The following is a 24,860-nucleotide window of genomic DNA, read 5'->3' on the forward strand; positions in this document are numbered from 1 at the left end:
GAGGCGATTCGAACGAAAGCTCATCATATCCCGAACCGGGATGGTTGAGAATAATTACTATTTAATTCACTGTGACATGCGATCATCCCCTGATGAATAGGGATTATACGAATTTTCATGCTGCTCACCGGTCAACAGGAAGTGTGACACCTCTTCCCGGGTCTGGCTGAAGACCTGTTGCAACTGTTCGAGATCCGTCTCGCTTAGCGCCTCGTTTTGCCGCAAGCGCCACTCCAGCTCGCCAGCCACCAATTGCAGACGGGCCGCCGAGATATTGGCAGACACCCCCTTGAGGGTGTGCAGCAGCTTGCTGGCCACCTCGGGCTGCTGACGGCGCAGGGCGGAGCGGATCTCCCACAGATCGTCCTTGTGCTCCGACATGAACAGCTTGAACAGGATCTGCAATGCCTCCTTGTCCTGCTCCAGCCGCTTGAGGGCATCCTGCAGATCGAGGATCCCGATCATATCCGGCGGTTTCACCTCCATGATCCCCGCCTGCTCCACCCCTTGCGGCTTTACCCACTGCAGCAGGTTGTTGTAGAGATCCAGCTTGCTCACCGGCTTGGTGACATAACCATTCATCCCCCCCCCCAAACAACGCTCCTTGTCACCGGGCATTGCACTGGCGGTGAGGGCAATGATGGGCACATCGTGTTTGTCGACCATCTTGCGGATCTGGCGGGTGGCATCGAGTCCGTCCAGCACCGGCATCTGCAAATCCATCAGGATCACGTCAAAAGGCTGCTCGGCGACCCGCTCCACCGCCTCCCGACCATTGCTGACCACACACACTACCGCATCGACGCGCCGCAGATATTCGATGATGAGCTGCTGATTGACCCGGTTATCTTCCGCCAACAGCACTCGGGTACCCTGCAACAGGGATTTGAAGTGTTGCTGATCCCCCTGTGCCTCGGCCTTGCGCAGGTTGAGTTCGTAGGAGCTGCCGTTAAGCAGCTCGTCCACCTTGGCCAGCAGGGCATTTTCGGTCATCGGTTTGGGCAGAAAATGGGTCAACCCCATGCTGTCCATCCTAGCGTGTAGCCCCTCTCTGGCCCAGGCGCTGATCATCAGGATGGGGATCCGCCGCCACTGGCTGTGCTGATACATCTCCAGCGCCAGATCGAGCCCATCCTCCTGACCCATGCGCCAGTCGAGGATCGCCAACCGCAGATTCGGTCCCTCTTCACGGAGCAGTTGACGGGCACGGGAAAGGGAGTTGACCGGCAGCACCCGCACTCCCGCCCGAGTCAGAATGTCCCGGGCCAGATCCAGCACCAGTTCGTTGTCATCCATCACCATCACCAGCGGCTGGTTTTCGAAGAAGACTTTCCGTCCAGCGACGCCGTAGACCGCCTGCGCCATCGGGATATCGAACTTGAACAGAGAGCCGACGCCAGGCTTGCTCTCTACGGTGATCCGCCCCCCCATCAGCTCCACCAGCCGCTGGGAGATGTTGAGCCCAAGACCCGAGCCGCCATATTTTCGGGTATTGCCCGCCTCCAGCTGGGTAAACGCTTGAAACAGTTGGGTCTGCTTCTCTTCGGCAATGCCGATGCCGGTATCGCGCACACTGAAGCGGATCCGCATGGGATGAGGATTGGCCAGCTCGATGCAGACTTCGACTTCACCGCGTTCGGTAAACTTGATGGCGTTGTTCACCAGATTGACCAGCACTTGCCCCAATCGCAGGGGATCTCCACGCAAGAAGACCGGCACCTCCGGTGACTTGCGAATAACCACCTCCACGTGCTTGCGCTCCGCCAGATCGGCAAACATGCCCGCCAGCGAATCGAGCTGCTCGCTGAGATCGAAGTCGATCTCCTCCAACGTCAGCTTGCCTGACTCCACCTTGGTCAAATCAAGGATGTCGTTGATCAACAGCAGCAGGGTATCGGATGAGGATTTGATCTTGCCCAGATAGTCCCGCTGTTGTTGATCCAGTTCAGTCTGCAGTGCCAGCGAGCTAAAACCTATGATGGCATTCATGGGGGTGCGGATCTCGTGGCTCATGTTGGCCAGAAAATCGCTTTTGGCCTGGGCCAGCAAGCCGGTCTGGCGCGACAACTCGCTCAGCTTCTGGTTACGGCGCCACAGGGTGAAGGCCACCAGCGCAAAGCAGATCAAAGCTCCGCACAGCACCATCAGATAAAAGCGATTCATCAAAGAGGAGGCGCGCTCCAGCTTGTCGAGTTTCCAGCGCACCAGACTCTCGATCACATGCATGTCGATGAGCTGGTAACGCAAGGTGTGATAGGCAATCACCTGCTGGCTCATCTCCTTGCTCAGGCGGATCAGGGTAGCGATCTCCGGCAAGTTGCCATAACGGGATTGCAACTGCTGTTGCAGCTGGTCCAGCGTAGTCTGTTCACGTTTGTCCCAACTGCGCTGCAGATAGTTGCTCAGTTGCGCCAGCTCCTCCAGGTCGCGATGAAGCGCACTGTCTGACGGGCTTATCCCCCGCACCTTTTTAATCTGGGCCTGCAGGGGCGCATTGAGGTACTCGATAGCCATCTCAATGGCATGAAGCCTGGCCAGCGCCATCAGATAGGTGTCCATGTCCTCAAGCAGTGCCTGGGAGAGATCGTCTTGCACCAGCTCGGGATCGCTTCTGACTTCCCGTACAAAACCGTCAAGGGTGATGGATAACTGGTTCAGGCGCTGCTGGACATTGCTGTCATTGGCCTGCTCCCGCCCAAGCAGATAGAGGGTATCGGCGTTGATCCGGTTCAGCACCACCTCGGCCGCTTCGTTCAGGTTGTGGGCCTGCTGCTGCTGACTGAGCGACTGCCAGCAGTAGCCCGAAAAGGCAAGCAGCAGGGCAACAATCAGCCCTGGCACAGCACGGTTTTTCCGTGATCCTTTATTCATCCCGTCTCGACTCTCATCTGGTGGTCGCTGAATTATCCGGTCAGGCAATGAACCCTGGGGGAATTATCCACTCCCGCTGGGCACTGTGTTACCGTTATTGCTCTGATATTTCGCTATTGTTTCGCGATTGCTTCATTCTGGCTTCTCATCATATCCCCGGCCAGAGCTGATTTAGAAGGAACCAATTATGTCATTTATCACTACTTATTGTAGCCACTGCTTTACCAGGAACCGCCTGCCCGGTACCCATATCGATACATCTGCCAAATGCGGGCGCTGCAAAGCCCTCCTGTTCAGCCAGACCCCTTGCCTCGGGAATGCGGATAACTTCGATACCCTGATCAACTCAGACATCCCGGTCGTGGTCGATTTCTGGGCCAGCTGGTGTGGCCCCTGCCAGCAGTTTGCTCCGGTATTTCATGAGGTTGCCCATGAACTCGAACCACGGATGCGCTTTGTCAAAGTCGATACCGAGCAGCAGAGCACCATTGCCGCCCGTTACGCCATTCGCAGCATCCCCACCCTGATGGTCTTCAAACAGGGCAAACTGGTGAACCAGATAAATGGCTCCTTGCCCAAGAACATGTTCAAGCAGTGGCTGGAACAGTTCATGGATGTTTGATTTATATTTCGCACATGTTTTATTTATGTGTTCATTTCCTCATTTTTATCAATGAGTATGTGAGTAGAGGCTGATTTTCAACATGTGAGTCTGTTTCAAACAAGTGAATGGATGTAATCTCGGCAACACAAAAACAACCATAAATTAACCGAGAGAACATTATGCACACATCAGCTGTACCCTCTGCTCCATCTCGCTGGCTGGACATCAAATCAGGGATCGTCATCCTGGATGTTTTGCTACTTTGTGCCATGCTCGCCTGGCTCCCGTTTGACCCCATGGTCAACAAGGGGCTGGGCATTCTGGTCTTTATCGCCATCCTCTGGCTGACCGAAGCACTGCACGTCACCATCACCGCGCTGCTGGTACCCCTGCTGGCTACCGTGCTCGGGGTGTTTGACATGAGCAAATCCCTCACCGATTTTGCCAACCCGATCCTGTTCCTCTTTTTTGGCGGTTTCGCCCTCGCGGCAGCCCTCTCAAAACAGGGACTGGATACCCTGATGGCAGGCAAGGTGATGCACCTGGCCAATGGTCATCTGGGTTGGGGCGTCATCCTGCTCTTTACCATCACAGCCGCCATGTCGATGTGGATCAGCAACACCGCTACCACCGCCATGATGCTGCCACTGGCGATCGGTATGCTGGCACGCCTCGATAGCAAAAAAGAGCGCGCCACCTTCGTCTTCGTATTGCTGGGGATCGCCTACAGCGCCAGTATCGGCGGCATCGGTACCCTGGTGGGTAGCCCACCCAACGCCATCGCAGCCGCCCAGATGGGGATTGGCTTCACTGACTGGATGAAATTCGGTGTTCCAGTAGTGCTGATCCTGATGCCCTGCGGCATTGCCCTGCTCTATCTGGTAACCCGCCCGCGTCTCAGCCACCGCGTCGAGATCCAGGATGTCACCATCAACTGGACCCGCGAGCGTAAAGTGACGCTGGCAATCTTCCTGACCACCGTTGTGCTCTGGATCGGCTCACAACCCATCTCCAACGCCTTTGGCGGTATTCCGCAACTCGACACCCTGATTGCCATGGGCGCCATCGTGGCCATCGTGGTCAGCCGTGTCGCCAGCTGGGATGACGTCAACCAGAACACCGACTGGGGCGTGCTGATGCTGTTTGGCGGCGGTCTGACCCTGAGCGCCATTCTCAAGGCCACTGGTACCAGTGCCTTCCTGGCCAGCCATCTGTCGGCCGTGCTCTCCAACGCCAACATTTTTGTCGTGTTGCTTATGCTGGCCGCCTTCGTGGTATTCCTGACCGAACTGGTCTCCAACACCGCCACCGCCGCACTGTTGGTTCCCCTGTTTGCCGGTGTCGCCGAGGCACTGGGTGTATCACCTGTGGTGATGTCTGTGTTAATCGCTATCGGTGCCTCCTGTGCCTTTATGCTGCCGGTCGCCACGCCGCCCAATGCCATCGTCTTTGCCAGTGGCCACATCCGCCAGAGGGAGATGATGAAAGCCGGTATGGCTCTGAACGTGGTCTTTACCGTGTTGCTCGCCCTGCTGGCCTACTTCGTTGGCGATATCCTCTGATCCACCTCCCCCCCAATAAACAAAAACCCCCGCATTGCGGGGGTTTTCTCATTTATGAATCCGATTAGCCGATGTTGCAGGCCTTCAGATCCCAGATCCGATCCACATAGTCCTGAATAGAGCGGTCGGAGTTGAACTTGCCCATGGTGGCCGAGTTGATGATGGCCTTCTTCGCCCACAGTGCCGGATCCCGATACCAGGTATCGATCAGCTTGTGTGCATCCGAGTAGGACTGGAAGTCCGCCAGGGTCAGGTAAGGGTCTCCCCCTTCCAGCAAGGAGCGCTTGATGGAGGCCAGCTCACCCGGACGACCCGGCGTGAAGTAGTCGGTATCAAACCAGTCCAGCACGGCTTTGAGCTCGGAGTTGGCATAGTAGAAGTCGTAAGGGTTGTAACCGCGCGCCTTCAGCGACTTCACTTCGTCCACGTTCAGACCGAAGATGGCACAGTTTTCGGCACCCGCCTCTTCAGCGATCTCGATGTTGGCTCCATCCAGCGTCCCGATGGTGATTGCACCGTTGAGTGCCATCTTCATGTTGCCGGTACCGGATGCTTCATAACCTGCAGTAGAGATCTGCTCGGAGACATCTGCCGCCGGGATCAGCTTCTCGGCCAGACTCACGCGATAGTTCGGCATGAACACCACTTTCAGCTTGCCCTGGATACGAGCATCGTTATTGACCCGATCCGCCAGCTTGTTGATGGCATAGATGATGTCTTTGGCCAGCTTGTAACCGGGCGCCGCTTTGGAGCCGAAGATAAACACGCGCGGATGCATGTCATAGTCCGGGTTGGCCAGCAGGCGACGATAGAGCGCCATGATGTGAATAAGGTTCAGCTGCTGGCGCTTGTACTCGTGCAGACGCTTGATCTGAACGTCAAAGATCGCCTCGGCACTGACATCGATACCGGTTTCGTCTTTGATGACCTTGAGCAGCTTCTCTTTGTTGTGACGCTTGATGGTCATGAACTGCTGCTGGAACGCCTTGTCGTCGGCAAACTTCACCACGCCACGCAGTTTGTCCAGTTGCAGCGGCCACTCCTTGCCCACTACTTCGTTGTAGAGGCCAGCCAGTTCCGGGTTGCACGCCAACAGCCAGCGACGCGGGGTCACCCCGTTGGTCACGTTGCACATTTTTTCCGGCCACAGCTCGGCATACTCGGGGAAGAGATCTTCCTTCACCAGCTTGGAGTGGATCTCGGCCACACCGTTCACTTTGGACGAACCGATCACGCACAGGTTGCCCATGCGAACCTTGCGCACATCTCCCTCTTCGATGATGGAGAGCTTGGCTTTGATAGCATCGTTGCCCGGCCACTTGGGCTCCACCAACTCGTTCAGGAAGCGGGCGTTGATCTCGTAAATCACCTCCAGATGGCGAGGCAGTACTTTCTCGAACAGGCTGACCGACCACTTCTCCAGCGCTTCCGGCAGCAGAGTGTGGTTGGTATAAGAGAAGACCTGATAGCAGATAGTCCAAGCGGCATCCCAGTTCAGATCTTCCTCGTCAACCAGCACCCGCATCAGTTCCGGGATGGCGACAGTCGGGTGAGTATCGTTGAGCTGAATGGCAATTTGCGCGGCAAAGTTGCTGAAGTCACTGCCATGGACCCGCTTGTAGCGGCGCATGATGTCCTTGATGGAGCAAGCACAGAAGAAGTACTGCTGGATCAGACGCAGCTCTTTACCTGCATCGGTCTCATCGTTCGGATACAGCACCTTGGAGATGGTCTCGGCCTGGGCTTTCTCAGCCTGGGAGTCGATGTAACCACCGGCGTTGAACACGTCCCAGTCGAAAAACTCGGAGGCGCGGGATTCCCACAAACGCAGGATGTTGACGGTGTGACCGCCAAAACCGACCACCGGAATATCCCAAGGCACCCCTTTAATCTTGCGACCGGCGTGCCATACCTTCTTCAGGCCGCCATTGTCACCAAACACGGTCTCGACGTAGCCATAGAGCGGCACTTCTTGCACCGACTCGGGGCGGCAGATCTCCCAGGGGTTGCCATATTCACGCCAAGAGTCCGGACGCTCGATCTGGCGGCCATCCTGGATTTCCTGACGGAACAGACCGTGTTCGTAGTGGATACCGTAACCAACCGCCGGATAGTTCAGAGTGGCCAGCGAGTCGATAAAGCAGGCAGCCAAACGACCCAGGCCGCCGTTGCCAAGTGCCATGTCCGGCTCTTGTTCGCACAGGTCGGTCAGTTCCAGACCGAGTTCGCCCAGCGCCTCTTCGCAAGTCTTGTAGAGGGAGAGGTTGTGCAGGTTGTTGGAAGTCAATCGTCCCATCAGGAATTCAGCAGAGAGATAGTGAATCGCACGAGTATCTTTCTTGAAATGAGTCTGCTGAGTGCGGGTCAGGCGCTCGTACACCTGTTCATTGACAGCCGCAGCAGTGGCTTTCCACCACGCTTCGGGAGAGGCTTTCTGTTCGCTTGTTCCCAAGGTAGAACGCAGGTGACGCACGATACTCGCCTTGAGCTGATCTTTATCCAGTTGGAGATCCTGGTCTGTCTTCTTCTTGGTAGCCATAAACCATATTCCTTCGTTACAAATAAAATTGTTATCCCGCTTGCGGGACCGGCGCTGTTGTTATCTCAAAATATGTACCGGCGTGAGAATACTAACTAAAGCGGCAGAATTAAAAGTTAACGCAAGTCACACTTTAACCGATAAAAACAGCCTGAAAAGCTTGAAAACCCTTTCCTTTAATTGATCGCACAAAAACAAACATTCCCTTTATTATCATAAACTTAATGAAACAATAAAAATATTCTGGCATGAATAGGTTTTCAGAGATTGCCAAGCCTTGAAAATCCCTGAAAATAGGCAGCAAGACGGCACATTGAAACCGATTTCAATGTGCCTGAAAAATTACCGTATAAATATGAAGCAATCATTGCACCCTTAAAGATGTGCTTTGAACTGATTGCTCAATGGATCGTAATGGTACCCAATCTGATCCAGACGCCCTGCCAACTGCTCTTCACTCATATCGTAATAGGCCAGCAACTCCTCCAACCCGTCACACTCAAGCCTTAGCTTCTCATTGATGATGCCCAGCAAGATGTTGGCATCAAGACGTTGCAAGGTACTGATATCCATGGCGGCACCTCCTGTAAATGACCTGTATAACCATGGGCGGTTACGCAAGGTTTGTCCATAGTACGAAAAACACCCAACCAGCTTTATATTAAATAGTGTTTAAAAACATAATCTTACTAACGAAACATGCCAACACCATCACATTTTTCAGCAAAAACACCTTGTCACTGCCACAGGATAGAACTACTGTATGCACATACAGCTTGGATATTCATACAGGAACCCCATATATGAACCAGCCCCTGCACTCACTGCCCTTTGCGATGAATCGTGTCATGAGCAAGCCCTGGCCAACCAGAACCGCCTGCAAAGCGGAGTTGGCTCATTATGGTGTGACTATCCAGTCCGATGATCAGTTTCTGAGCGAGCTGACAAAGCTTGGGGAGGCTCATACCGGCTGGATCTTGTTGATCGCCCCGCCGGGACGCCCCACAGTCAGCCGTCTGGAAGAGCAAGGTATCGATCCCAAGAGAGTGCTGGTGGTACATAGCCCCAAAATCAAGAACTGGCAGCAAACCCTGGAGCGCAGTCTGGGCAATGGTCACTGCGCCGCCGTATTTACCTGGCTACCCGAGCAGATCGAGCTGGATCACGTCAAGCTGCAGCGACTGGGACAGCAATCTGGCGTACTCACCCGCTTCTTTGGCGCGAAACGGACTAACCTCGGCACACCTCTGCTGGCCTATGCAGAGCAAGATATCTATCTCAATCATTAGGACAAAAAACGAAAACAAATACTGGTTGTTGTGATGTAATAGAAAGAGGTTTGCCACGAAATCAACTACTGCCTGCCGCTTTCGTTTAGAAGGCTATTGCAAAAATCGAGCGCAGCAAAATTATATGCCCAGAGCGCGCTAGCTCTGGGCATATAGCGAAAAAGCAAACCGATATTAATGGTGCTTTTTCACTGTTTTACAATTGGTGATTTGTATTTATGGCACGGGATCCTGCAACCCCCTCCCCCGCCAGCAAGCGGGTCGCGGGAAAACGCAGTGCGGGATCCTGGCTAAAGAACTGGCTCAGTTGCCGGTATACCGCGGGATAGACCTGCTGCAGCCGCAGCGGATCGGTAAAGAAGCACTCGCAGCTGACGGCAAAAAATTCGGCGGGATGTTCGGCAGCATAGGGATCGATATCGGTCACTTCGTCCCGGTCGAGCTGCTGGCAGAGCGCATCGAAGGCGCTCTGAAAGGCCTGTTGCCAGAGCTGGCTGTTCATCAGCCCCGACAACGGGGGCGTACCGTCCGCCTCACCGCCCAGCATATCGAGCTTGTGAGCCAGCTCGTGGATCACCAGATTAAAGCCGTCCCAGTCGCCATCTTGCTGCAGTTCGCTCCAGGCCAGCACCAGCGGCCCTTGCGGCCAGGATTCGCCGGCGTTCTCCTCTTCAAACTCGCTCACCAGCCCGAACTCATCCTGTACCTCCTGGCGCCGGGTCACGGGCTCGGGAATAATGATGATTTCGTGAAAGCCGCGATACCAGTCAAGGCCGAGGTGCAAGATGGGCAACGCAGCCTGCAGCGCCAGCACCGCCTGTTGGCGGGGGCTGAGCTCGACCCCGATCAGGGTCAGGGTCTTGCGCTTGAGCAGCTGTTGCCCCAAGCCGATAAGCGTCGTCTGCTCGGTGTCGCTGAGCCCTTGCAAGATGGGCACAGCCGCCAGCGCCTGACGCCACAGTGCCAACTCATCCTCACTCATGGACGTTTGCGGGCGACCACCCAGCCATTTGAACCATCCCAGCACGCCTACTCCTTCTTTTGATGCAAACAACAGGTCACAACAGTTTAACGAACCGTTTCGGCCGCTCCTGATAATCCTGCGCCAGATAGAAACGGTGGGCCGCCTCGCGCTTGAGGCTGCTGGATAGCTCCAGCTGGGCGCAACCAGCGGCCCGCGCCATCGCTTCGGCTCCCTTGAGCAACGCAGCTCCCACTCCCGCCCCTCTTGCCCCTTCATCGACAACCAGCGCCGAGATCAGGCCCCAAGCTGGTGCAACATGCAGCGGTGCCAGCTTGTGCCACACCAGCACACCGACCACTTTGTCGGCAAGGGATGCGAGCAGCACAACACTCGCGGGATCCGGCGCCAACAGGCGCGCCGTCACGTCAGCGCCTTCGGCAGGATACCCCAATTGGGTGAACAGGTGGGCGATGGCGCTCCCGTCGTCGGCCTCAGGGGGACGGATCGTCAACGTCTCAGGATCATTTTTCATTGTTGGCCTCATGTTTGCTTTCCATTGTGTTACGCCCGTCACATTGTCTGGCGCAGATCAACAAGGAGGATCTCATTAGGTGTTAACGCAAGTATGCGCATGATTAAACATGCTTTGCAAACCGTTGTTTTTAATGAGTGTTTACTGCGTAGCTTGCTTAATCTTGTTCATCTCCGTAGGCTTGTATCCAGAAATTTTCTGGGTGTTATCTTGGGGGTTGATGATGGCGCTGACTGACACGAAGTTGAAGGGGCTAAAGCCGTTCGAGGGGAAGAGGCCGAAGAAATACGCAGGGGATGGCGGGCTCTATGCCTACCACTACCCCACCGGAAAGGTGACTTTCATCTTCCGATATAGCGTGATGGGCAAGCAGCGAGATTTGAAACTTGGTGCATATGGCAAGGCAGGGCTGACGCTCAAACAGGCCAATGAGAGGCGCGACCAGTGCAGCGCGTGGCTAGAGCAGGGCTTAGATCCCACCAATGAGCTGAGAATGCAACGGGCGCAGACGCTGGCACCTGTAACCGTTAAGCAAGCGATCAACGAGTGGTTAGACAACCATGCAGAAGGCAATAGAAAGAGCGTGGGCAAGCACAGGCAATCACTGGCTAAGTGGATATTTCAGTGGCACGGAGACTCGCCCCTATCCGGCATGAGGCAAGAGCACTGGGAAGAGTGCTTTGCAAACACAGCTAAAGCTATGGGCAAGCCAGCCCCAGTCGCAGCGGCTGCCATATTGCAAATGGTTAAGCAGGCGCTTAAATACTTCCGCCGCCGCCGTCGAAATTATGAATTTGACCTCTCCCAGATCGACTACCTTACCGCTGGCGATGTTGATGGCAAGAGAGCAGAGAAGCGCGAACGGACTCTGATTAGCCATGAAGGCAGGGACTGGAGCGAATTACAAACCCTAGTGCGCTGGCTGGGCGATTTCAGGGAGATACACGCCACTGATTACTACCCGCTATTCGTGGCGCTAAATCTGATATTCGGTTGCAGGAGTGGAGAGATCAGACAGGCAAAACCCAATCACTTTGACTTTAAGCACTTGGAATGGAAGGTGCCGAAGCAGAACAGCAAGACAGGAAATGAGATTGTCAGGCCAATTCCCGCAGAGTTGAAAGACTGGCTGAAGGCCGTCATAGACCATAACAAGCCGTCAGGTTATGTGCTGGGTGAGCTCAAAAGCTCAACGGCGGTAAGTACTTGGTGCCGAGGTATTTACAAACGCATTGGCATTGCTGAGCCGTTCACCGCGCACGATATACGGCGGACGGTTGCGACTAGCTGGGCAAATCTAGGGATTGCCCCGCACGTTATTGAGAGCGAGCTGGGGCACACTCTGGGCGGGGTTGCTGGGATCTACAATCGTGCTCACTATCTCGATGAAAAGGCGGCCGCGCTAACCCTATGGCTGGCTCGTCTTGACGCCCTGCGGGCTGACAATGTGGCAATTCTCCCGACAACTAGACCCGCTTAGGCGGGTTTTTTTGTGGTTTTGTTATGGCATTTATTCATATCAATATACACTCTTATTCCATATTGTTCATACCTCCCCCGAGATCCCCAATCTCCTTATTTTCACAAAATCCCACATTTGGCGCTGTCTGGCGCTGGGGGGGTTTACATCCCCCAAGCCTGTCTAGTTGACACAAAAACCCTTTAAATTCATCTAGTTGACACCTGCCACAACGATTTCAGCCGCTTGTTTATGCTTGTTCGGGTCGATATGATCACCTTATCCAAACAACGCAATGCATGACGAGGCAACAATGATCAAATTGATAACTGAGAAGCAAGTTTTAGAAACCCTGCAAGTCTGCCGCACAACTCTTTGGGCGTGGCGAAAGGCCGGCAAGTTTCCGGCACCAGTCAAAATGGGGAGCCTCAACCGCTGGCGAGTGTCAGACGTTGAAGGGTTTATTAATGGGCAGCAATGAGGGGGTTAAACAAGCAGGAAAACAACAGAAAGACAAACAACAGGCAAAAAAAAATCCCCGCATATGCAGGTAGTTATACAGCTTTTCTCAACTCGACCGGACTTTGCTTGGCGGCTTTCCGGTCAAATCAGAGGTAATACCTATATGACCGATATTAACAGAAATCAGGGCAGTGTCAACTACCAGAAAACTATCAACGCCGCCGCAGTGACCGCAGCAGCACATGGCCAATGGCGTGACGTTCTAACAGCTAATGGGATCAGCCTACCTTCGGGGCGCCATCATGGCGCGTGTCCCATCTGCATGGCAGGTAAAGACCGTTTCCGTTTCGATGACAAGCAAGGGCGCGGGACGTGGGTTTGTAACCAGTGCGGCGCTGGAGATGGTCTGAGTTTGTATCAGCAGGCAGCAGGGCAAAGCATGAGCGAGGCGATCCGTTCACTAGCTAGCTATCTTGGGCTTTCTGGCTCTATGAGCGCCGCAGACCATGCCCGCATCGAGAAACAGCGCCAGAAGGCCGCTAAAGCAGTCGAGGAGCAAAGAGCAAAAGAGGCTCGCCAGAGGGATGTGGCAGCAGCCCTAGCGCAGCGCATGGAGGTTGAGGCCGTCCCCTGCATGGCCGAGCAAGTTCCCTATCTCGCCCGCAAGGGGTTCTCAGGCTTTGCCGTTGACGCGCTAGCACGTGACTATGGCCCCCACCACGCGGGATCGCTTTTAGTTGTCTTGTTCAACATTGACGGTGTGACAACTAGCGCTGAGATCATCGACAGCGAAGGCCACAAGATGGCCATTGCAGGTGGGCAGAAGAAAGGCAGCGCCGCATATATCGAGCCGCTAGATAATAGCTTGCCAGAAGATGCTGAGCATGTCGGAGTTGTCGAGGGATACGCTACAGGCTTGTCTGTGCGGGCTCTAACTGGCTGGCCTGTTTTCTGTGGCATGAGCAAGGCGGGGCTGACAGATGCGGCGAAGATTGCCCGCTACAACTGCCCCAAGGCGCAAATCGTGGTCTGTGGAGATGTTGGTGCCGAGCGAGAGGCAGAGGCGGCAGCGCAAGCTGTGGGCGGCGTGGTGGCATTTCCCCCTTGCGGTGACTGGGACGACTATCGCCAAGCGCAGGAGGTGGCAGCATGAACGCGATGAATCCGATTCTTGCAGTTGCCCGAGAGCCAAAGGCAGAGATTGGCGTAGAGCTTCCGGCCTACCACGAACAGCCGAAACCAAAGGGCGGTTGCAACTTCACAGACTGGTCGGGCGGTGAGAAGCCCAAGCCGCTGGCGACAAATACTAACCTGTCCGACCTGCTAGACCATTGCGGCATGGGATTGCGAGTTAACCAGATGAATCTCGCCATAGAGGTTGTTGACAGCAATGGCGCGTTAATTGGTTCGGACTGGAACATAACCAGATCTGACCTGTTCTCTGCTGCTGCTAGAAACGGCTTTCCAAAGGCGGGCGTTGATGACCATGCCGCGAACGTGGCAGCCAAGAACGCATACCACCCAGTAAAGCAGTGGCTAGACGGCGGCAAATGGGACGGCGTTAAGCGCGTGGAACGGGTAATTGACTGCATCCCGAGTGCAGACCCAGCATTCACCCGCATGGTGATGACAAAGTGGCTGGTGAGCTGTGTGGCCGCTCTGTATGAGCAGAGATTCAGCACCAAGCTAACCCCAGTCCTTAAAGGCAACCAGTCATTCAAGAAAACAGCCTTTGTGTCCAGATTGGCCAGCGTGGTCGATGGGGCATTCCTTGAGGGGTTATCACTTGATCCGACTAGCAAGGATTCTGTGAGCGCCACCATCAAAAGCTGGGTGTGTGAGCTTGGCGAGATAGGCCAGACGACCCGCAAGGGTAATGATGCCCTCAAGGCGTTCCTGACAATGAGCCAAGATAAGATCCGGTTACCGTATGACCGAGCCGAGACCATCAAGCCCCGTCAGACCTGCTTTATCGGTACTGTGAACGATGACCATTTTTTGAGAGACGAATCAGGCTCAACTCGATTTGCCGTGGTCGAGATGACAGCCCCTGTGCAACTTGGTGCGGTTAATGAGCTGCTGGGGTGGAGCTGGAGCGGTGGCAGATTGCGCCACGACAAGCCGGAGCTGCTGCGCCAGTTCTGGCTGGAGGTTAAGGCCCTGTATAACGGTGGCGCGGGCTGGGCACTGACCGAGCAAGAGCAAGAAAGAGCATGTGCCGTGAATGATGAGTTTGCCGAGAAGACTGCACAGTATCAGTGTCTGGTAGAGGAGCACATTGCAAAGCCTCACTACGGCAAGCGGTGGGTGGCAGCAAGTGACGTTGTTAACTTGCGGGGCGAGAAGTCCAGCATGGTTAGAATGTGGGGTAAAGCCTTGGCCCTGCTAGCCAAGGAAGGGGTGATCGAGATGCGTAAAGGGAGATGTCGCCGCACCGAGTATCTACTACCAATGCCCAAGCAATCGGACATTGAACTAGATGAAGCAGCATAAGCAGCATAAGCAACAGCCCCCAGCACGGGGGCTTTTTTGTGCCCGTTCGCCGCGCTAGCCAGAAAGGAAACGTGCCGGAAGGCTAGGATGTTTGCTGTCATGGCTTAAGTGGTGAGTGGTGAGTGGTGCATGAGTGGTGATAGAGTGGTGAAAGAGCCCCTTGGTTAAAACACCCTTAAAAACAGTGACTTACGCGCGTGGTGAATGAGGTGAAAGAACTTTCACCAAAACTTTGGAAATCATACCAATAGCGCATATACCACTACTAACTATCAAAAATAAATTTATAGAGAATCTCATTCACCTCATTCACCAAAACACCGCAAACCCAGTAATGGCGCGGGTTGTAGCGTGGTGAATGAACTCTAAATCTCTTCCACCACTCATTCACCTCATTCACCACTCACCCCATTAGTTCATAGGTAATGAACTTGCCATTCTTCTGGCTAGCCCTTGACGCTGCTGGCTTTCCGGCAAATCCATAGCGCACCGATGGCGATAACCCCCAGCATAGCACCCAACGTGTCAACTTCAACCGCCGCAAAATTGCGTTGGCGGTGCTCAGAATTGAGCACTGCAAAACCGGAGGCGTGACCGATTGCGCAAGGCTGCCCACTCACCTAGCAGGAGGTGTGACCATTTGCACCTCATTACCTGATGAAGCCATCACGTCCGGCACATTCTCTCTCTGGCTAGCCATGATGATGGCCCATTACCGGAACGTCCCATTCACTAGCGCACATTCCGGCATATCGACCACGGCCCGCTAGCCTAGTGATATCCGAAAACCCAGCGCACACGTGTAAGCTGAATTTGAGCTTCAGGTTTTATTAGGTTCCTGCGCCCCTATGAATTATTTTGCTTGGTTGGCATGATTTTTGCTTTGGCGCGGCAATCGGCGGGGTTATAATGCGTTATCAAGCAAATAAACAAGCGCCCTTATGAATCACAATGACGATCAAGGCGGCGACTTCATCATTAATTTGGATTGGCTGGCGATGTTTCTTATCGGCTGGCTATCGAATGACACAGCAAGAAGTTTTGAAGTCCTGATTGCCGCGATAATGACACGAGGCTGATAAATATGACCTTCAAAAAAGGTAAATCTGGGAATCCGCATGGCCGCCCGCTTGGACGCCGCAGTAATAAACGCTTAGTGACCGAGGCCCTTATTGCGGCATATGGCAGCGAGGCTAATTACTGGCGCAGCATGGCAGAGCGCAGCAAGACAGATAATAGAACCGCCGAATTTCTCGCGGGGTTCGTGGTTCACCTTACCAAGAATTTAAAAGAGCTTATCAAGCTGAACGGATTCACCCTGATTAAGGGAGAGGGCGGCCATTATCTTGGGTTGCCAGACCAGATGATTAACGCTGGGCGTGACGGCGTAATCACGCCAGAGGGCGTTACCAAGCTGCTAGGGCCGCTGGTTGGCCTGCTAGAGAGCTATCCACAGGCAGGCGGCCACTTCATCGAAATCGCAGATGCCATGAAAGCCAAAATTCGAGAAATGGAGGCGAAGTGAATAAGCGGCGGCGTCTTTATTTCTTTTTAACGAAATCGCGTAGCACCTTGGGCCGGAATAAATGGCCCGTTAGTAGTAAACAATCCCTAATAAACCAGACGGAAACATAGATTATGAATAACACCATCGTTAATAGTTTGAATAAGGCGAGCAGTATTATCGCAAACGAGAAGAGTCGCCTCGACGCCCTCAACGAGATTGATAACGCCATCAAGGAATTGACAGAGCTCCGCCGCAGGGTTGCTGGCGAGAGCCACGGCGTATCCAACAGCTTTGGCGGTGATATTGGCGCACAGTATCGCGCTGGTTATGAACCGATGCCGGAATAAGGCGATTGCCGCTAATAGGCCGGAATAACTATTAGCGGCAAATTAAAAGGGGCCAGCAATTGGCCCCCGATTCAAATAAAAACTAACTACAGCGGAATTATACATCATGAAGATTAACAGTTTTATTTTTGAATACTACAAGCAGCAGTGTGAGCCGAAAAAAGTTCACGTGCCAGCCATGCCCGAAGGCAGCAAGGCCGTCATGGAAGCCATCCGAGACGAAGCCATAGCCATTGCAACCAAGGTACAAGCCGAAGGCAATAAAGCCCTCCTGAAAGCATTGGCAGCCGTGCCGACAGAGTTCGCCGGGCTGACCAAGGAAATCGCCCGAATTGATGCCGAGATCCTGTCTGTGCGGAATGATATGGCCAAGCGTCCAAAGTGCGGCCCAGCGATGGGAAAGCTGGTCGATTTTGCCAAGAGAATCGGCAAGGTTCACGCCAGCGACCTACTGGCCGAGTGTGGAGACGATCTAGGGGCGCTGCTGGCACTGCTGGAGATCGTGAAGGATGGCGACGAGCATTGGGTTGGCACTGTGCAGGGCAAGTTGACGGCCTTACTGGTTGGCTATAACGCCACCGAGCGCCTTGCCGAGCTGGAGAGCGAACGGCGAGGGCTTATCTCGTTCGCGGAGCAGCTCCAGGAGAACTTGGTGCAATCGATAGGAAGAGCCCATGCCCCGCACCTTGTCAGCGCAGCAGCCACCGCGAAGATGAATGCCATTCGCTAATGAATCGCCCCCGAGAGGGGGCATTGCTAGCCAGAGGTAGTATGGATATCACACTCCCGAGCCGCCGACAGTTCGAGGCCGTACTAGCAGAACACAAGCGGCTGGACTGTTACCAACTCGCCGACATGCGCCGCGCCTTTGATGCGCTGATTGAGTGGCAGGTAAGCCCACGCCCAAGAAACTGGAGTAGCCGACATGGCTCCATTCAGTGCTTGCCTGACAACCTCAAAGGGTCGCTGCAAGAGGTTAAGCTGAAGTTCTATGCCCTGCAAAAGCACACCAAGCCGGAAGCGGTGCCCTACTCACCAGAGGATACTTGGCAACAGTGGGGCTATATCACCCTCTAAGCGCTTCCCTTGGCAAGCAGACATGAGCCCCGCGATGGGGCTTTCTATTTTGTGGCGGGTTCCGTGTTGGCCGTCAGTGACCAGACAAGAGAGCCGATCCAGCCTAAGACCGTCCAGCCCAACAAGAGATTGAGGGCTGCTATTGCCGTTGCGTTTCGGTGCCCCCTGACTACCGCAACAAATAGCGGGATGAAGTACAGCAGCACAACTACCAGTAACACGCCGATAGATTCCATTTCGCCACCACCTTAGCCGATTGAATTGGCTTCATCTTAACCCGCTGGCTAATCGTTGGGTGCTAAATCTTGATTGGGTGTTTTGCTGGGGGTTAAATGAGATCAAGCAAAGAAACTGGATGGAATAACACTTAATTATCAACCACTTATGACCGTCTGGCGCAGATCAACAAGGAGGATCTCATCTTTACTCATAGAAAACGCTGCCTGCCATTATCCCCCCACCCTTGTCAATTCACAAATTTGCAACAAGGCAACATTTTTCGCTGGGAAGCACTGATACAACTCGATATGTTACAAGCCATGCATAGCGCGTGTTTGCGCTCTGCTTAACCCCTCAACCCCGCGCTCATTTGTTAACTGGATTGTTAACAAACAGGGCCAAAAACAGTGACAGAGAGCGAGGCCAAGATCTCGCCAAGACAGCGCCACAAACACAACAAAGGAGTTGTTGTACATGAATGAAATCGTCAATGCCATCAATGGTGTAATCTGGAGCCCTGCGCTCATCTACCTGTGTCTGGGGGTCGGTCTTTACTTCTCCCTGCGCACCCGTTTTTTGCAACTGCGTCATATCAAAGAGATGGTGCGCCTGATGTTTGATGGCAAGAGCACCGATGCCGGTGTCTCCTCCTTCCAGGCACTGGCCATGACCCTGGCCGGTCGTGTGGGTACCGGTAACATCGCCGGTGTGGCCACCGCCATCACCTTCGGTGGCCCGGGCGCCCTGTTCTGGATGTGGATGGTCGCCTTCCTCGGCGCCAGCTCCGCCTTCGTGGAGTCCACCCTGGGTCAGGTTTACAAAGAGAAAATCAACGGCGAATACCGCGGCGGCCCGGCCTTCTATATCGAGAAAGGGCTTGGCATGAAGTGGTACGCCTGGACCTTCGCCATCGCTACCGTCTTTGCCTGCGGCGTGCTGCTGCCGGGGGTGCAGGCCAACTCCATCGGCTCAAGCCTGCAGACCGCCTTTAATATCGATCCGAACGTCACCGCCGCCGGTCTGGCGCTGCTGCTCGGCTTTATTATCTTCGGCGGCGTCAAGCGTATCGCCAGCTTCGCCAGTACCGTGGTGCCCTTTATGGCGCTCGGCTACATCATCGTGGCTTGCGTCATCATCGCCCTCAATATCGGTCAGCTGCCGGGCGTGATCCTGCTGATCTGGAAGAGTGCCTTCGGTCTGGATGCAGGTTTCGGTGCCATTCTGGGTCTGGCCATCATGTGGGGCGTGAAGCGCGGGGTCTACTCCAACGAAGCCGGTCAGGGTACCGGGCCACACGCCTCCTCTGCTGCGGCAGTGAGTCACCCGGCCAAGCAGGGTCTGGTGCAGGCGTTCTCCGTCTATATCGACACCCTGTTCGTCTGCTCCGCCACCGGCTTTATGCTGCTGATCACCGGCCTCTATAACGTACAAGGGCCGGACGGCGCCGCCATCTACACGGGTATTGCCGGTATCGCAGCGGGCCCGGGCTATGTGCAGACTGCCATGGAGAGCATGATGCCGGGCTTTGGCAGCATTTTCGTGGCCATCGCGCTGTTCTTCTTCGCGTTCACCACCATCGTTGCCTACTACTACATCGCCGAAACCAACATCGCCTACATCAACCGCAAGATAAATCGCCCCTGGCTCACCTTCTTGCTGAAGATTGCGCTGATGGCTGCCACTGTCTACGGCACCGTCAAGACGGCAGATCTGGCGTGGGGTATGGGGGATATCGGGGTCGGCCTGATGGCATGGCTCAACATCATCGCCATCCTGCTGCTGCAAAAGACTGCCTTCACCTGTCTGAAGGATTATGAAGCGCAGCAGGCACAAGGGATTGACCCCGTATTCCACCCGGAGAAGCTCGGCATCAAGAACGCCGATTACTGGGTGGGCAAACGCTCCGAAGAGAACCTGGAGCGGGAGAAATCGGGCCATCAGTTCGAGCCGGATCAGGATCGCAAGACCTCCTGAACCAGAACGACATAAGAGATCAATAAAGATGGCAGCCTCGGCTGCCATCTTTATTTCTTTAATTTCAATTCGTTGCATTTAAATCAAGGAGTTAGGTGCCACACAAGGGGACACTTGGGGACGTGAAAAGACACCAAAATTGGCAAAGTGTGGACACTTCTTTCTGCCCATTCTCAGGGAAGATCAAGCGGGTTGAAGATGGTTTTCCAACGGATTAAAGAGGACAGCGTCATTGAGATAATCCGGTGCAAAGTGGGCATAGGTCATCGTCTGATGAAGTATCAAGTGGCCGCCTTCAAACGGTGGAACGCGCCCGTTTATGGATTTCGCGTTTGCGAGGCTCACCACGACGGCACCCCGCACTGGCATCTGCTGCTATTTATGCGCCCGGAAGATCGCAACCGGGTGATCGGCATCCTGCAACGCTATGCCCTGACCGATGACCACGAAGAGCTGGTACGGGATATCAAGGGCGCCCCACCCTTTACCGACTTTACTCCCCGCTTTGACTGGAAAGAGATTGATCCGGCCAAGGGGGATGCCGCGGGCTATATCGCCAAATACATTGCCAAGAACATCGACGGCGCCTACCTGGACGATGACGAAGAGGCTGGCACCGCCGCCGATGAGGGCGCCCTGCATGCCGTCGCCTGGGCCAGTTGGTGGGGCATTCGTACTTTCCAGCAGATTGGCGGCGCCCCGGTCGGTGTATGGCGCGAGCTGCGCCGCATCAGCAATGCCAAGAAGCATGCAGATCTGGTGGGCCCACCCAAGCCCGTGCTGCAAGATCCGCGCTTTGAGGCGGCCCGCTTTGCCGCAGATAACGGCATCTTTCGCTGCTATCTGCACGCCATGGGCGGTGCACTGGCTACCCGCGCCGAACACCCTATCAAGCTGGCCCACCTTATCGAGGAGCAGGCCAACAGCTATGGCGAAGACATCAAACGCCTGATGGGCATTACCTCCGCTCGCCTGGGCATCAAGACCCGCCTGCAAGGGTGGGAAATTGTGCCCGCCGGCACCCATGAAGCCAGGAAAGCCGCCGAGGCTGCAGCGAGGGGGGTTGGGGTTAAGACGGGCGACAGCCCGGCACCTTGGAGCTCTGACAATAACTGTACGCTACCGGATCCTGATGCCTTCGCAGACCAGATCATGAGGGAACAATGGGGGTTATCGCCCTTCTCCATTGGCCGTTTGCGGGCCGGTGCAAGCGTCGCAGCGGACGGTTTCAGCCTCTGGCTTGAGAATGGCCAATTGCAGTCGAGCCGAGCGCTCCCGAGCGAGCCGGATTGGCTGCCAGAAAGCCTGCCGCCAACCGAACAGGCCGAAGCGGATAAGTACGCGATACCGGAAGACGATCAGGACTGGCTGATACTGGTCAAGCTCTGCGCAGATGTGTACCAAGTGCAAGGCCATGCCGGTACCCGTAACTGGATCGAGATGCTACCGCAGCCCTATCAGTCAGAGATGTGGCGGGTACTGGAGAGGCTGGACGTGCTGGAATGGCTACAAGAGCAGGACTACTACAGCGAACAAGCTTGTGAAGCATAACGTGAGTAATTACAACCAGAACGCCCAGACCGTCAGCCGGGAAGAGTACCGCCGCCTGGATAATCGAGTGACCTGCATTTTCCAGCAGCCCAGACCAAGCAACGCACTCAACCAGTAAAGAAAGATGATGCAGGGAAAACTGCAGATCATTGATTATTCTATTCTGCTTACTGTGCCCAAGCATACTTTAGCGGATATGGAGAAGAATAATTACTTGTTAAGAACCCACTTCCTAACGCAAGAGGGGTTGCCAATATAACCAAGGTTTTACCTTCAGAGAAAACATCTTTCACCATAAACAATGCCGAAACCCTATGACTTCCCACAAAATGCCCAACATATGCAGAATTGCCATAAATATGAAACGAGCTAAGAGAAAACCTGACTTCTATATTTTTAGACCTTGCAAACACTTGACGATGTTCTACACCATCAATCAAAGGCTCCCTTTTGAAAATAAACCCTCTGATACAATGACAAATTGAACCCGGCACCACTAAACTTCTAATTTCCGTCTTGCTCCATATTGCACCTAACTCAATAGGTGAAGCCTTCATAATTAATTTGTCTACAGCTTGAGTAAATAGACTGTGAATACGTTGAGAGTAATCCCATCTAAAATGATCATATATAGTGTAGTGCAATTTGGTATGGGGGGCGTCTACTTGAAACTTTAAATTACCATCGCGATCAATTACGCCCTCACTCATTAATGCCTTATGCTGATATGAATCAAACTTCACACCAAGTTGTCGCATTAAATCTGGTAACCTTTGATGATTCACAAATGTCCACATTGCTTGATAAATATTATTACCAGGAAGCATTGCTTTTGATGAACGTTCCTTAACCTCTTTTTCCCACTTATTTTTAATATCTTTAATCTTAGTTGAAGTCAAATTCTTAGAGAGTGAACGGTGTGTATGGGCTTCATCATGACAAGAACCGCATAAAGCCACCAAGTTATTTTCGACATTATTGGCTGGATTTTGATCAATGTGATGTATTTGCACTGCTTTTTTTGGTACGCGACACACGCAACAAGTAAAAGCAGAGTTGTATAATATGATCGTCTCTAACCCCTTAGGTATTTTTATTCTTTTTTTTCCATTTACGCCCCCAAAATATCTTTTTTAACAATTCACATCATCGAATAATGTATTGTGAAATTACTTTAATATATATTGATATATATATGAAAATTCATCTACTGCAAGATCAATCTAACTTCCTTTGGCACCGCTAGATTCGGATGGGTATGGTAACAAACGATCACTGCAATAGTCAGCAAGAAGTTATCTACGAAACGGATTTATCGTGACTTTCTTATCGCGGTTAGCAAAGCAGAGGAAACATTACTGAGAAACGATAGCTATCTGAACCATGGCAGAACCTAATAGTGATGCGTTAGTTACAAACTAGGGACGCTCTTGCTCCTAAACCTTTAAGTACCAACTTCGCCCTTATGGTGTCAGCGACTCCAGCAAGCTCAACACCAGCTGGTTTGTGTTCTTGGCCTAAGAACTTAAGGTGTGAGAGAACGACATCATGGTGGCCACACTGTACATAGGTTCGCCGGCAAAGATGGGTATCGGATAACTCACTTCACCACCGGGAGCTCACCGAGCACAGTGGTATAACGGGGGCTTAACTGCTCCCGCTTCATCACCCACTCTCGAGCATCCCGGCCGCGGGCAGCAAAGTACACCTTCCCCAGCCTCCCTTCGTTGATCTTGTCGATAACCTGCATCAGCGCCTCGCTGCGCGGGGATTGCTGCTCCGCTGCGAACAGGTCCCCCTGCTGCATGTTGGCGGGGTTTAAGTCGGCCAGCATGACGCCGCCTTTCTGGTAACGCTGCTCGTCGCGCCAGATGCGGGGGAGCAGCTCCGGGATCAGGGCCAGCAGCGCCCGGGTGTCATGGGTGGGCATCGCCAGCTTGGTGCTCACCTGGTTACCGTAATAGGGCTCCCGATCGCTGAACGGGCTGGTGCGAATGAACAGGGTGACATGGCGGCAACACATCCCCTCCCCCCGCAACTTCTCGGCGGCCCGCTCCATGTAACCGGCCAGAGCCTGGTGCATGGGGCCTATCTGGGTGATGCGCTCACCGAAGGAACGCGAACAGATAATCTGCTGCTTGGCCTGAGCCTCTTGCTCCAGCTCGGCACAGGGGATCCCCCGCAGCTCCTGCACCGTGCGCTCGATCACCACGCCATAGCGGCGCCGCAGCGCCTTGGGGTCTGCGGCAACCAGTTCGGCAACAGTCTTGATTCCCTGAGCCTCCAGCTTGGCGGTGAGCCGTCGGCCAATGCCCCATATCTCATCCACCGGGGTGATCGCCATCAGCCGGGCGCGCCGCCCTTCATCCCGCAGATCAACCACACCGCCAGTGGCGGGCCACTTCTTGGCGGCGTAGTTGGCGAGCTTGGCGAGCGTCTTGGTGGGGCCGATGCCGACCCCCACGGTCAGCCCCGTCCACTGCTGCACCCGCTCGCGAATCTGGCGGCCATAGGCCACCAAGTCGCCCGCCCAGCGCTCGCTCAGCTCAATAAAGGCCTCGTCGATGCTGTAGACCTCCACCGCCGGGGCCATCCCCTCCAGAATGGTCATCACCCGGTTCGACATGTCGCCATAGAGGGCATAGTTGCTGGAGAACCAGACCCCGCCCATGGCCTCGAAGAACTGGCGGATCTGAAAGTACGGCACCCCCATCTTGATGCCCAGCGCCTTGGCCTCTGCCGAGCGGGCCACCACGCAACCATCGTTGTTGGAGAGCACCACGATGGGCCGCCCCTTCAAGTCGGGGCGGAACAGCCGCTCGCAACTGGCGTAGAAATTGTTCACATCGACCAGGGCGACGGCGCAGCGCTTATTCATGGGGTATCCACCTGATGCACGACAAAAGACACCACTCCGAAGATTTCCAGCTCCTGCCCCTCACTGAAATGGATGGGCCGATATGCCGGGTTGCCAGGGAGCAGCGCCACAGTTGGCGCAAGCTGCAGCTTCTTCACCGTGAACTCTCCATCCACCGCGGCGACCACCACGCTGCCGTGGCACGCCTTGCGGCTGCGGTCGACGACCAGTAGGTCGCCATCGCGGATTCCGTAGTCGACCATGCTGTCACCAGCAGCCCGCACGAAGTAGGTGGCCGCCGGGTGAGTCACGCACAACTGGTTAAGGTCGATGGTCTGCTCGGTGTAGTCCTGCGCTGGCGACGGGAAGCCACAGGCCACAGGGGAGAGGAACAGGGGCAGACCCAACAAGGGAGCATCAGGAGTGGGTTGAGCAAACATGCTTGCGATCTCAAAAAAACTGTATAAAAAAACAGTATAGCAAGTAGTTTAAAAAGGACCACTGGGCAGCGTTTGGTTCCATTACTCATATAATAGCTGATAACATGAGGTAT

At 54.4% G+C, this 24,860-nt stretch carries 22 protein-coding genes and 1 pseudogene; 14 read left to right on the forward strand and 9 right to left on the reverse strand.

Translation table 11 applies throughout. The features are described 5' to 3' along the window. Positions 1-66 precede the first annotated feature (66 nt). A complete protein-coding gene (locus ACB042_RS05615) occupies positions 67-2,871 on the reverse strand; it encodes a response regulator (RefSeq protein ID WP_371177995.1) in 2,805 nt (934 codons plus the stop codon). Positions 2,872-3,058: 187 nt separating this feature from the next. Here ACB042_RS05615 and trxC point away from each other — a divergent pair, with 187 nt between their 5' ends. Together trxC and ACB042_RS05625 are read left to right on the forward strand one after the other, a co-directional pair. Beyond that, positions 3,059-3,493 (forward strand): thioredoxin TrxC, encoded by a 435-nt coding sequence (gene trxC / locus ACB042_RS05620; RefSeq protein ID WP_150995820.1) that lies wholly within the window; start codon positions 3,059-3,061, stop codon positions 3,491-3,493. Between the two features lie 161 nt (positions 3,494-3,654). Further along, positions 3,655-5,037 carry a DASS family sodium-coupled anion symporter gene (locus tag ACB042_RS05625; protein WP_005333606.1) on the forward strand — a complete coding sequence of 461 codons (1,383 nt, stop codon included), beginning with the start codon at positions 3,655-3,657 and terminating at the stop codon, positions 5,035-5,037. 64 nt (positions 5,038-5,101) lie between these two features. Here ACB042_RS05625 and ACB042_RS05630 read toward each other — a convergent pair whose 3' ends face one another. Together ACB042_RS05630 and ACB042_RS05635 are read right to left on the reverse strand one after the other, a co-directional pair. Further along, positions 5,102-7,576 (reverse strand): glycogen/starch/alpha-glucan phosphorylase, encoded by a 2,475-nt coding sequence (locus ACB042_RS05630; protein ID WP_371177996.1) that lies wholly within the window; start codon positions 7,574-7,576, stop codon positions 5,102-5,104. 375 nt (positions 7,577-7,951) lie between these two features. Beyond that, positions 7,952-8,149, reverse strand: a complete 198-nt coding sequence (locus ACB042_RS05635; RefSeq protein WP_005333612.1) for a DUF4250 domain-containing protein — start codon at positions 8,147-8,149, stop codon at positions 7,952-7,954. Positions 8,150-8,379: 230 nt separating this feature from the next. Between ACB042_RS05635 and ACB042_RS05640 the strand changes: the two genes are divergently transcribed. Next, positions 8,380-8,865, forward strand: coding sequence for a cell division inhibitor (locus tag ACB042_RS05640; protein ID WP_371177997.1), 486 nt, complete (start codon positions 8,380-8,382; stop codon positions 8,863-8,865). A 196-nt stretch (positions 8,866-9,061) separates the two neighbouring features. Here ACB042_RS05640 and ACB042_RS05645 read toward each other — a convergent pair whose 3' ends face one another. Together ACB042_RS05645 and ACB042_RS05650 are read right to left on the reverse strand one after the other, a co-directional pair. Beyond that, positions 9,062-9,847 (reverse strand): zinc-dependent peptidase, encoded by a 786-nt coding sequence (locus ACB042_RS05645; protein WP_371178018.1) that lies wholly within the window; start codon positions 9,845-9,847, stop codon positions 9,062-9,064. 76 nt (positions 9,848-9,923) lie between these two features. Next, the gene (locus ACB042_RS05650; protein ID WP_019445255.1) at positions 9,924-10,361 is read right to left on the reverse strand and encodes a GNAT family N-acetyltransferase; all 438 of its coding nucleotides are present in this window, start codon (positions 10,359-10,361) and stop codon (positions 9,924-9,926) included. 109 nt (positions 10,362-10,470) lie between these two features. On the opposite strand from ACB042_RS05650, the gene ACB042_RS05655 reads away from it, so the two are divergent. From ACB042_RS05655 to ACB042_RS05695, 9 genes are all read left to right on the forward strand, one after another. Continuing rightward, on the forward strand, positions 10,471-11,841 hold the full coding sequence (locus tag ACB042_RS05655) for a tyrosine-type recombinase/integrase (protein WP_371177998.1): 1,371 nt from the start codon (positions 10,471-10,473) through the stop codon (positions 11,839-11,841). A gap of 292 nt (positions 11,842-12,133) precedes the next feature. Next, the gene (locus ACB042_RS05660; protein ID WP_371178000.1) at positions 12,134-12,301 is read left to right on the forward strand and encodes a helix-turn-helix transcriptional regulator; all 168 of its coding nucleotides are present in this window, start codon (positions 12,134-12,136) and stop codon (positions 12,299-12,301) included. 144 nt (positions 12,302-12,445) lie between these two features. Further along, on the forward strand, positions 12,446-13,435 hold the full coding sequence (locus ACB042_RS05665; RefSeq protein WP_371178001.1) for a primase-helicase zinc-binding domain-containing protein: 990 nt from the start codon (positions 12,446-12,448) through the stop codon (positions 13,433-13,435). After that, positions 13,432-14,775 (forward strand): VapE domain-containing protein, encoded by a 1,344-nt coding sequence (locus ACB042_RS05670; protein ID WP_371178002.1) that lies wholly within the window; start codon positions 13,432-13,434, stop codon positions 14,773-14,775. The genes ACB042_RS05665 and ACB042_RS05670 overlap by 4 nt, the downstream gene beginning before the upstream one ends. Before the next feature lie 941 nt (positions 14,776-15,716). Then, positions 15,717-15,854 (forward strand): hypothetical protein, encoded by a 138-nt coding sequence (locus ACB042_RS05675; RefSeq protein ID WP_227273062.1) that lies wholly within the window; start codon positions 15,717-15,719, stop codon positions 15,852-15,854. A 5-nt stretch (positions 15,855-15,859) separates the two neighbouring features. Continuing rightward, on the forward strand, positions 15,860-16,300 hold the full coding sequence (locus ACB042_RS05680) for a hypothetical protein (protein WP_371178003.1): 441 nt from the start codon (positions 15,860-15,862) through the stop codon (positions 16,298-16,300). A 113-nt stretch (positions 16,301-16,413) separates the two neighbouring features. Next, positions 16,414-16,629, forward strand: coding sequence for a hypothetical protein (locus ACB042_RS05685; protein ID WP_371178004.1), 216 nt, complete (start codon positions 16,414-16,416; stop codon positions 16,627-16,629). A 106-nt stretch (positions 16,630-16,735) separates the two neighbouring features. Beyond that, entirely contained in the window at positions 16,736-17,359 is a 624-nt protein-coding gene (locus ACB042_RS05690; protein ID WP_371178005.1) for a hypothetical protein, read from the forward strand. A 41-nt stretch (positions 17,360-17,400) separates the two neighbouring features. Continuing rightward, positions 17,401-17,706: a hypothetical protein gene (locus ACB042_RS05695; protein ID WP_371178006.1), complete on the forward strand. Its 306-nt coding sequence runs from the start codon at positions 17,401-17,403 to the stop codon at positions 17,704-17,706. A 44-nt stretch (positions 17,707-17,750) separates the two neighbouring features. Here the strand turns inward: ACB042_RS05695 and ACB042_RS05700 are convergent, their stop codons facing one another. Further along, a complete protein-coding gene (locus ACB042_RS05700) occupies positions 17,751-17,942 on the reverse strand; it encodes a superinfection immunity protein (protein ID WP_335815874.1) in 192 nt (63 codons plus the stop codon). Positions 17,943-18,399: 457 nt separating this feature from the next. Between ACB042_RS05700 and ACB042_RS05705 the strand changes: the two genes are divergently transcribed. Together ACB042_RS05705 and ACB042_RS05710 are read left to right on the forward strand one after the other, a co-directional pair. Beyond that, the gene (locus tag ACB042_RS05705; RefSeq protein WP_005360093.1) at positions 18,400-19,899 is read left to right on the forward strand and encodes a sodium:alanine symporter family protein; all 1,500 of its coding nucleotides are present in this window, start codon (positions 18,400-18,402) and stop codon (positions 19,897-19,899) included. 288 nt (positions 19,900-20,187) lie between these two features. Further along, positions 20,188-21,450: pseudogene (locus ACB042_RS05710) on the forward strand (replication endonuclease); the annotation flags it as partial. A 167-nt stretch (positions 21,451-21,617) separates the two neighbouring features. Here the strand turns inward: ACB042_RS05710 and ACB042_RS05715 are convergent. The 3 genes from ACB042_RS05715 to umuD all read right to left on the reverse strand — a co-directional run bounded on the left by ACB042_RS05715 (position 21,618) and on the right by umuD (position 24,747). After that, positions 21,618-22,463: an HNH endonuclease signature motif containing protein gene (locus ACB042_RS05715; RefSeq protein WP_371178007.1), complete on the reverse strand. Its 846-nt coding sequence runs from the start codon at positions 22,461-22,463 to the stop codon at positions 21,618-21,620. A gap of 587 nt (positions 22,464-23,050) precedes the next feature. Then, positions 23,051-24,328: a translesion error-prone DNA polymerase V subunit UmuC gene (umuC, locus tag ACB042_RS05720; protein WP_371178008.1), complete on the reverse strand. Its 1,278-nt coding sequence runs from the start codon at positions 24,326-24,328 to the stop codon at positions 23,051-23,053. Then, on the reverse strand, positions 24,325-24,747 hold the full coding sequence (gene umuD / locus ACB042_RS05725; RefSeq protein WP_371178009.1) for a translesion error-prone DNA polymerase V autoproteolytic subunit: 423 nt from the start codon (positions 24,745-24,747) through the stop codon (positions 24,325-24,327). Before umuD ends, umuC begins: the two co-directional genes overlap by 4 nt. Between the last annotated feature and the right edge of the window lie 113 nt (positions 24,748-24,860).

It is taken from the genome of Aeromonas sp. S13(2024), from assembly GCF_041402405.1.
In the GTDB taxonomy this organism is placed as follows: Bacteria; Pseudomonadota; Gammaproteobacteria; order Enterobacterales; family Aeromonadaceae; genus Aeromonas; species Aeromonas veronii.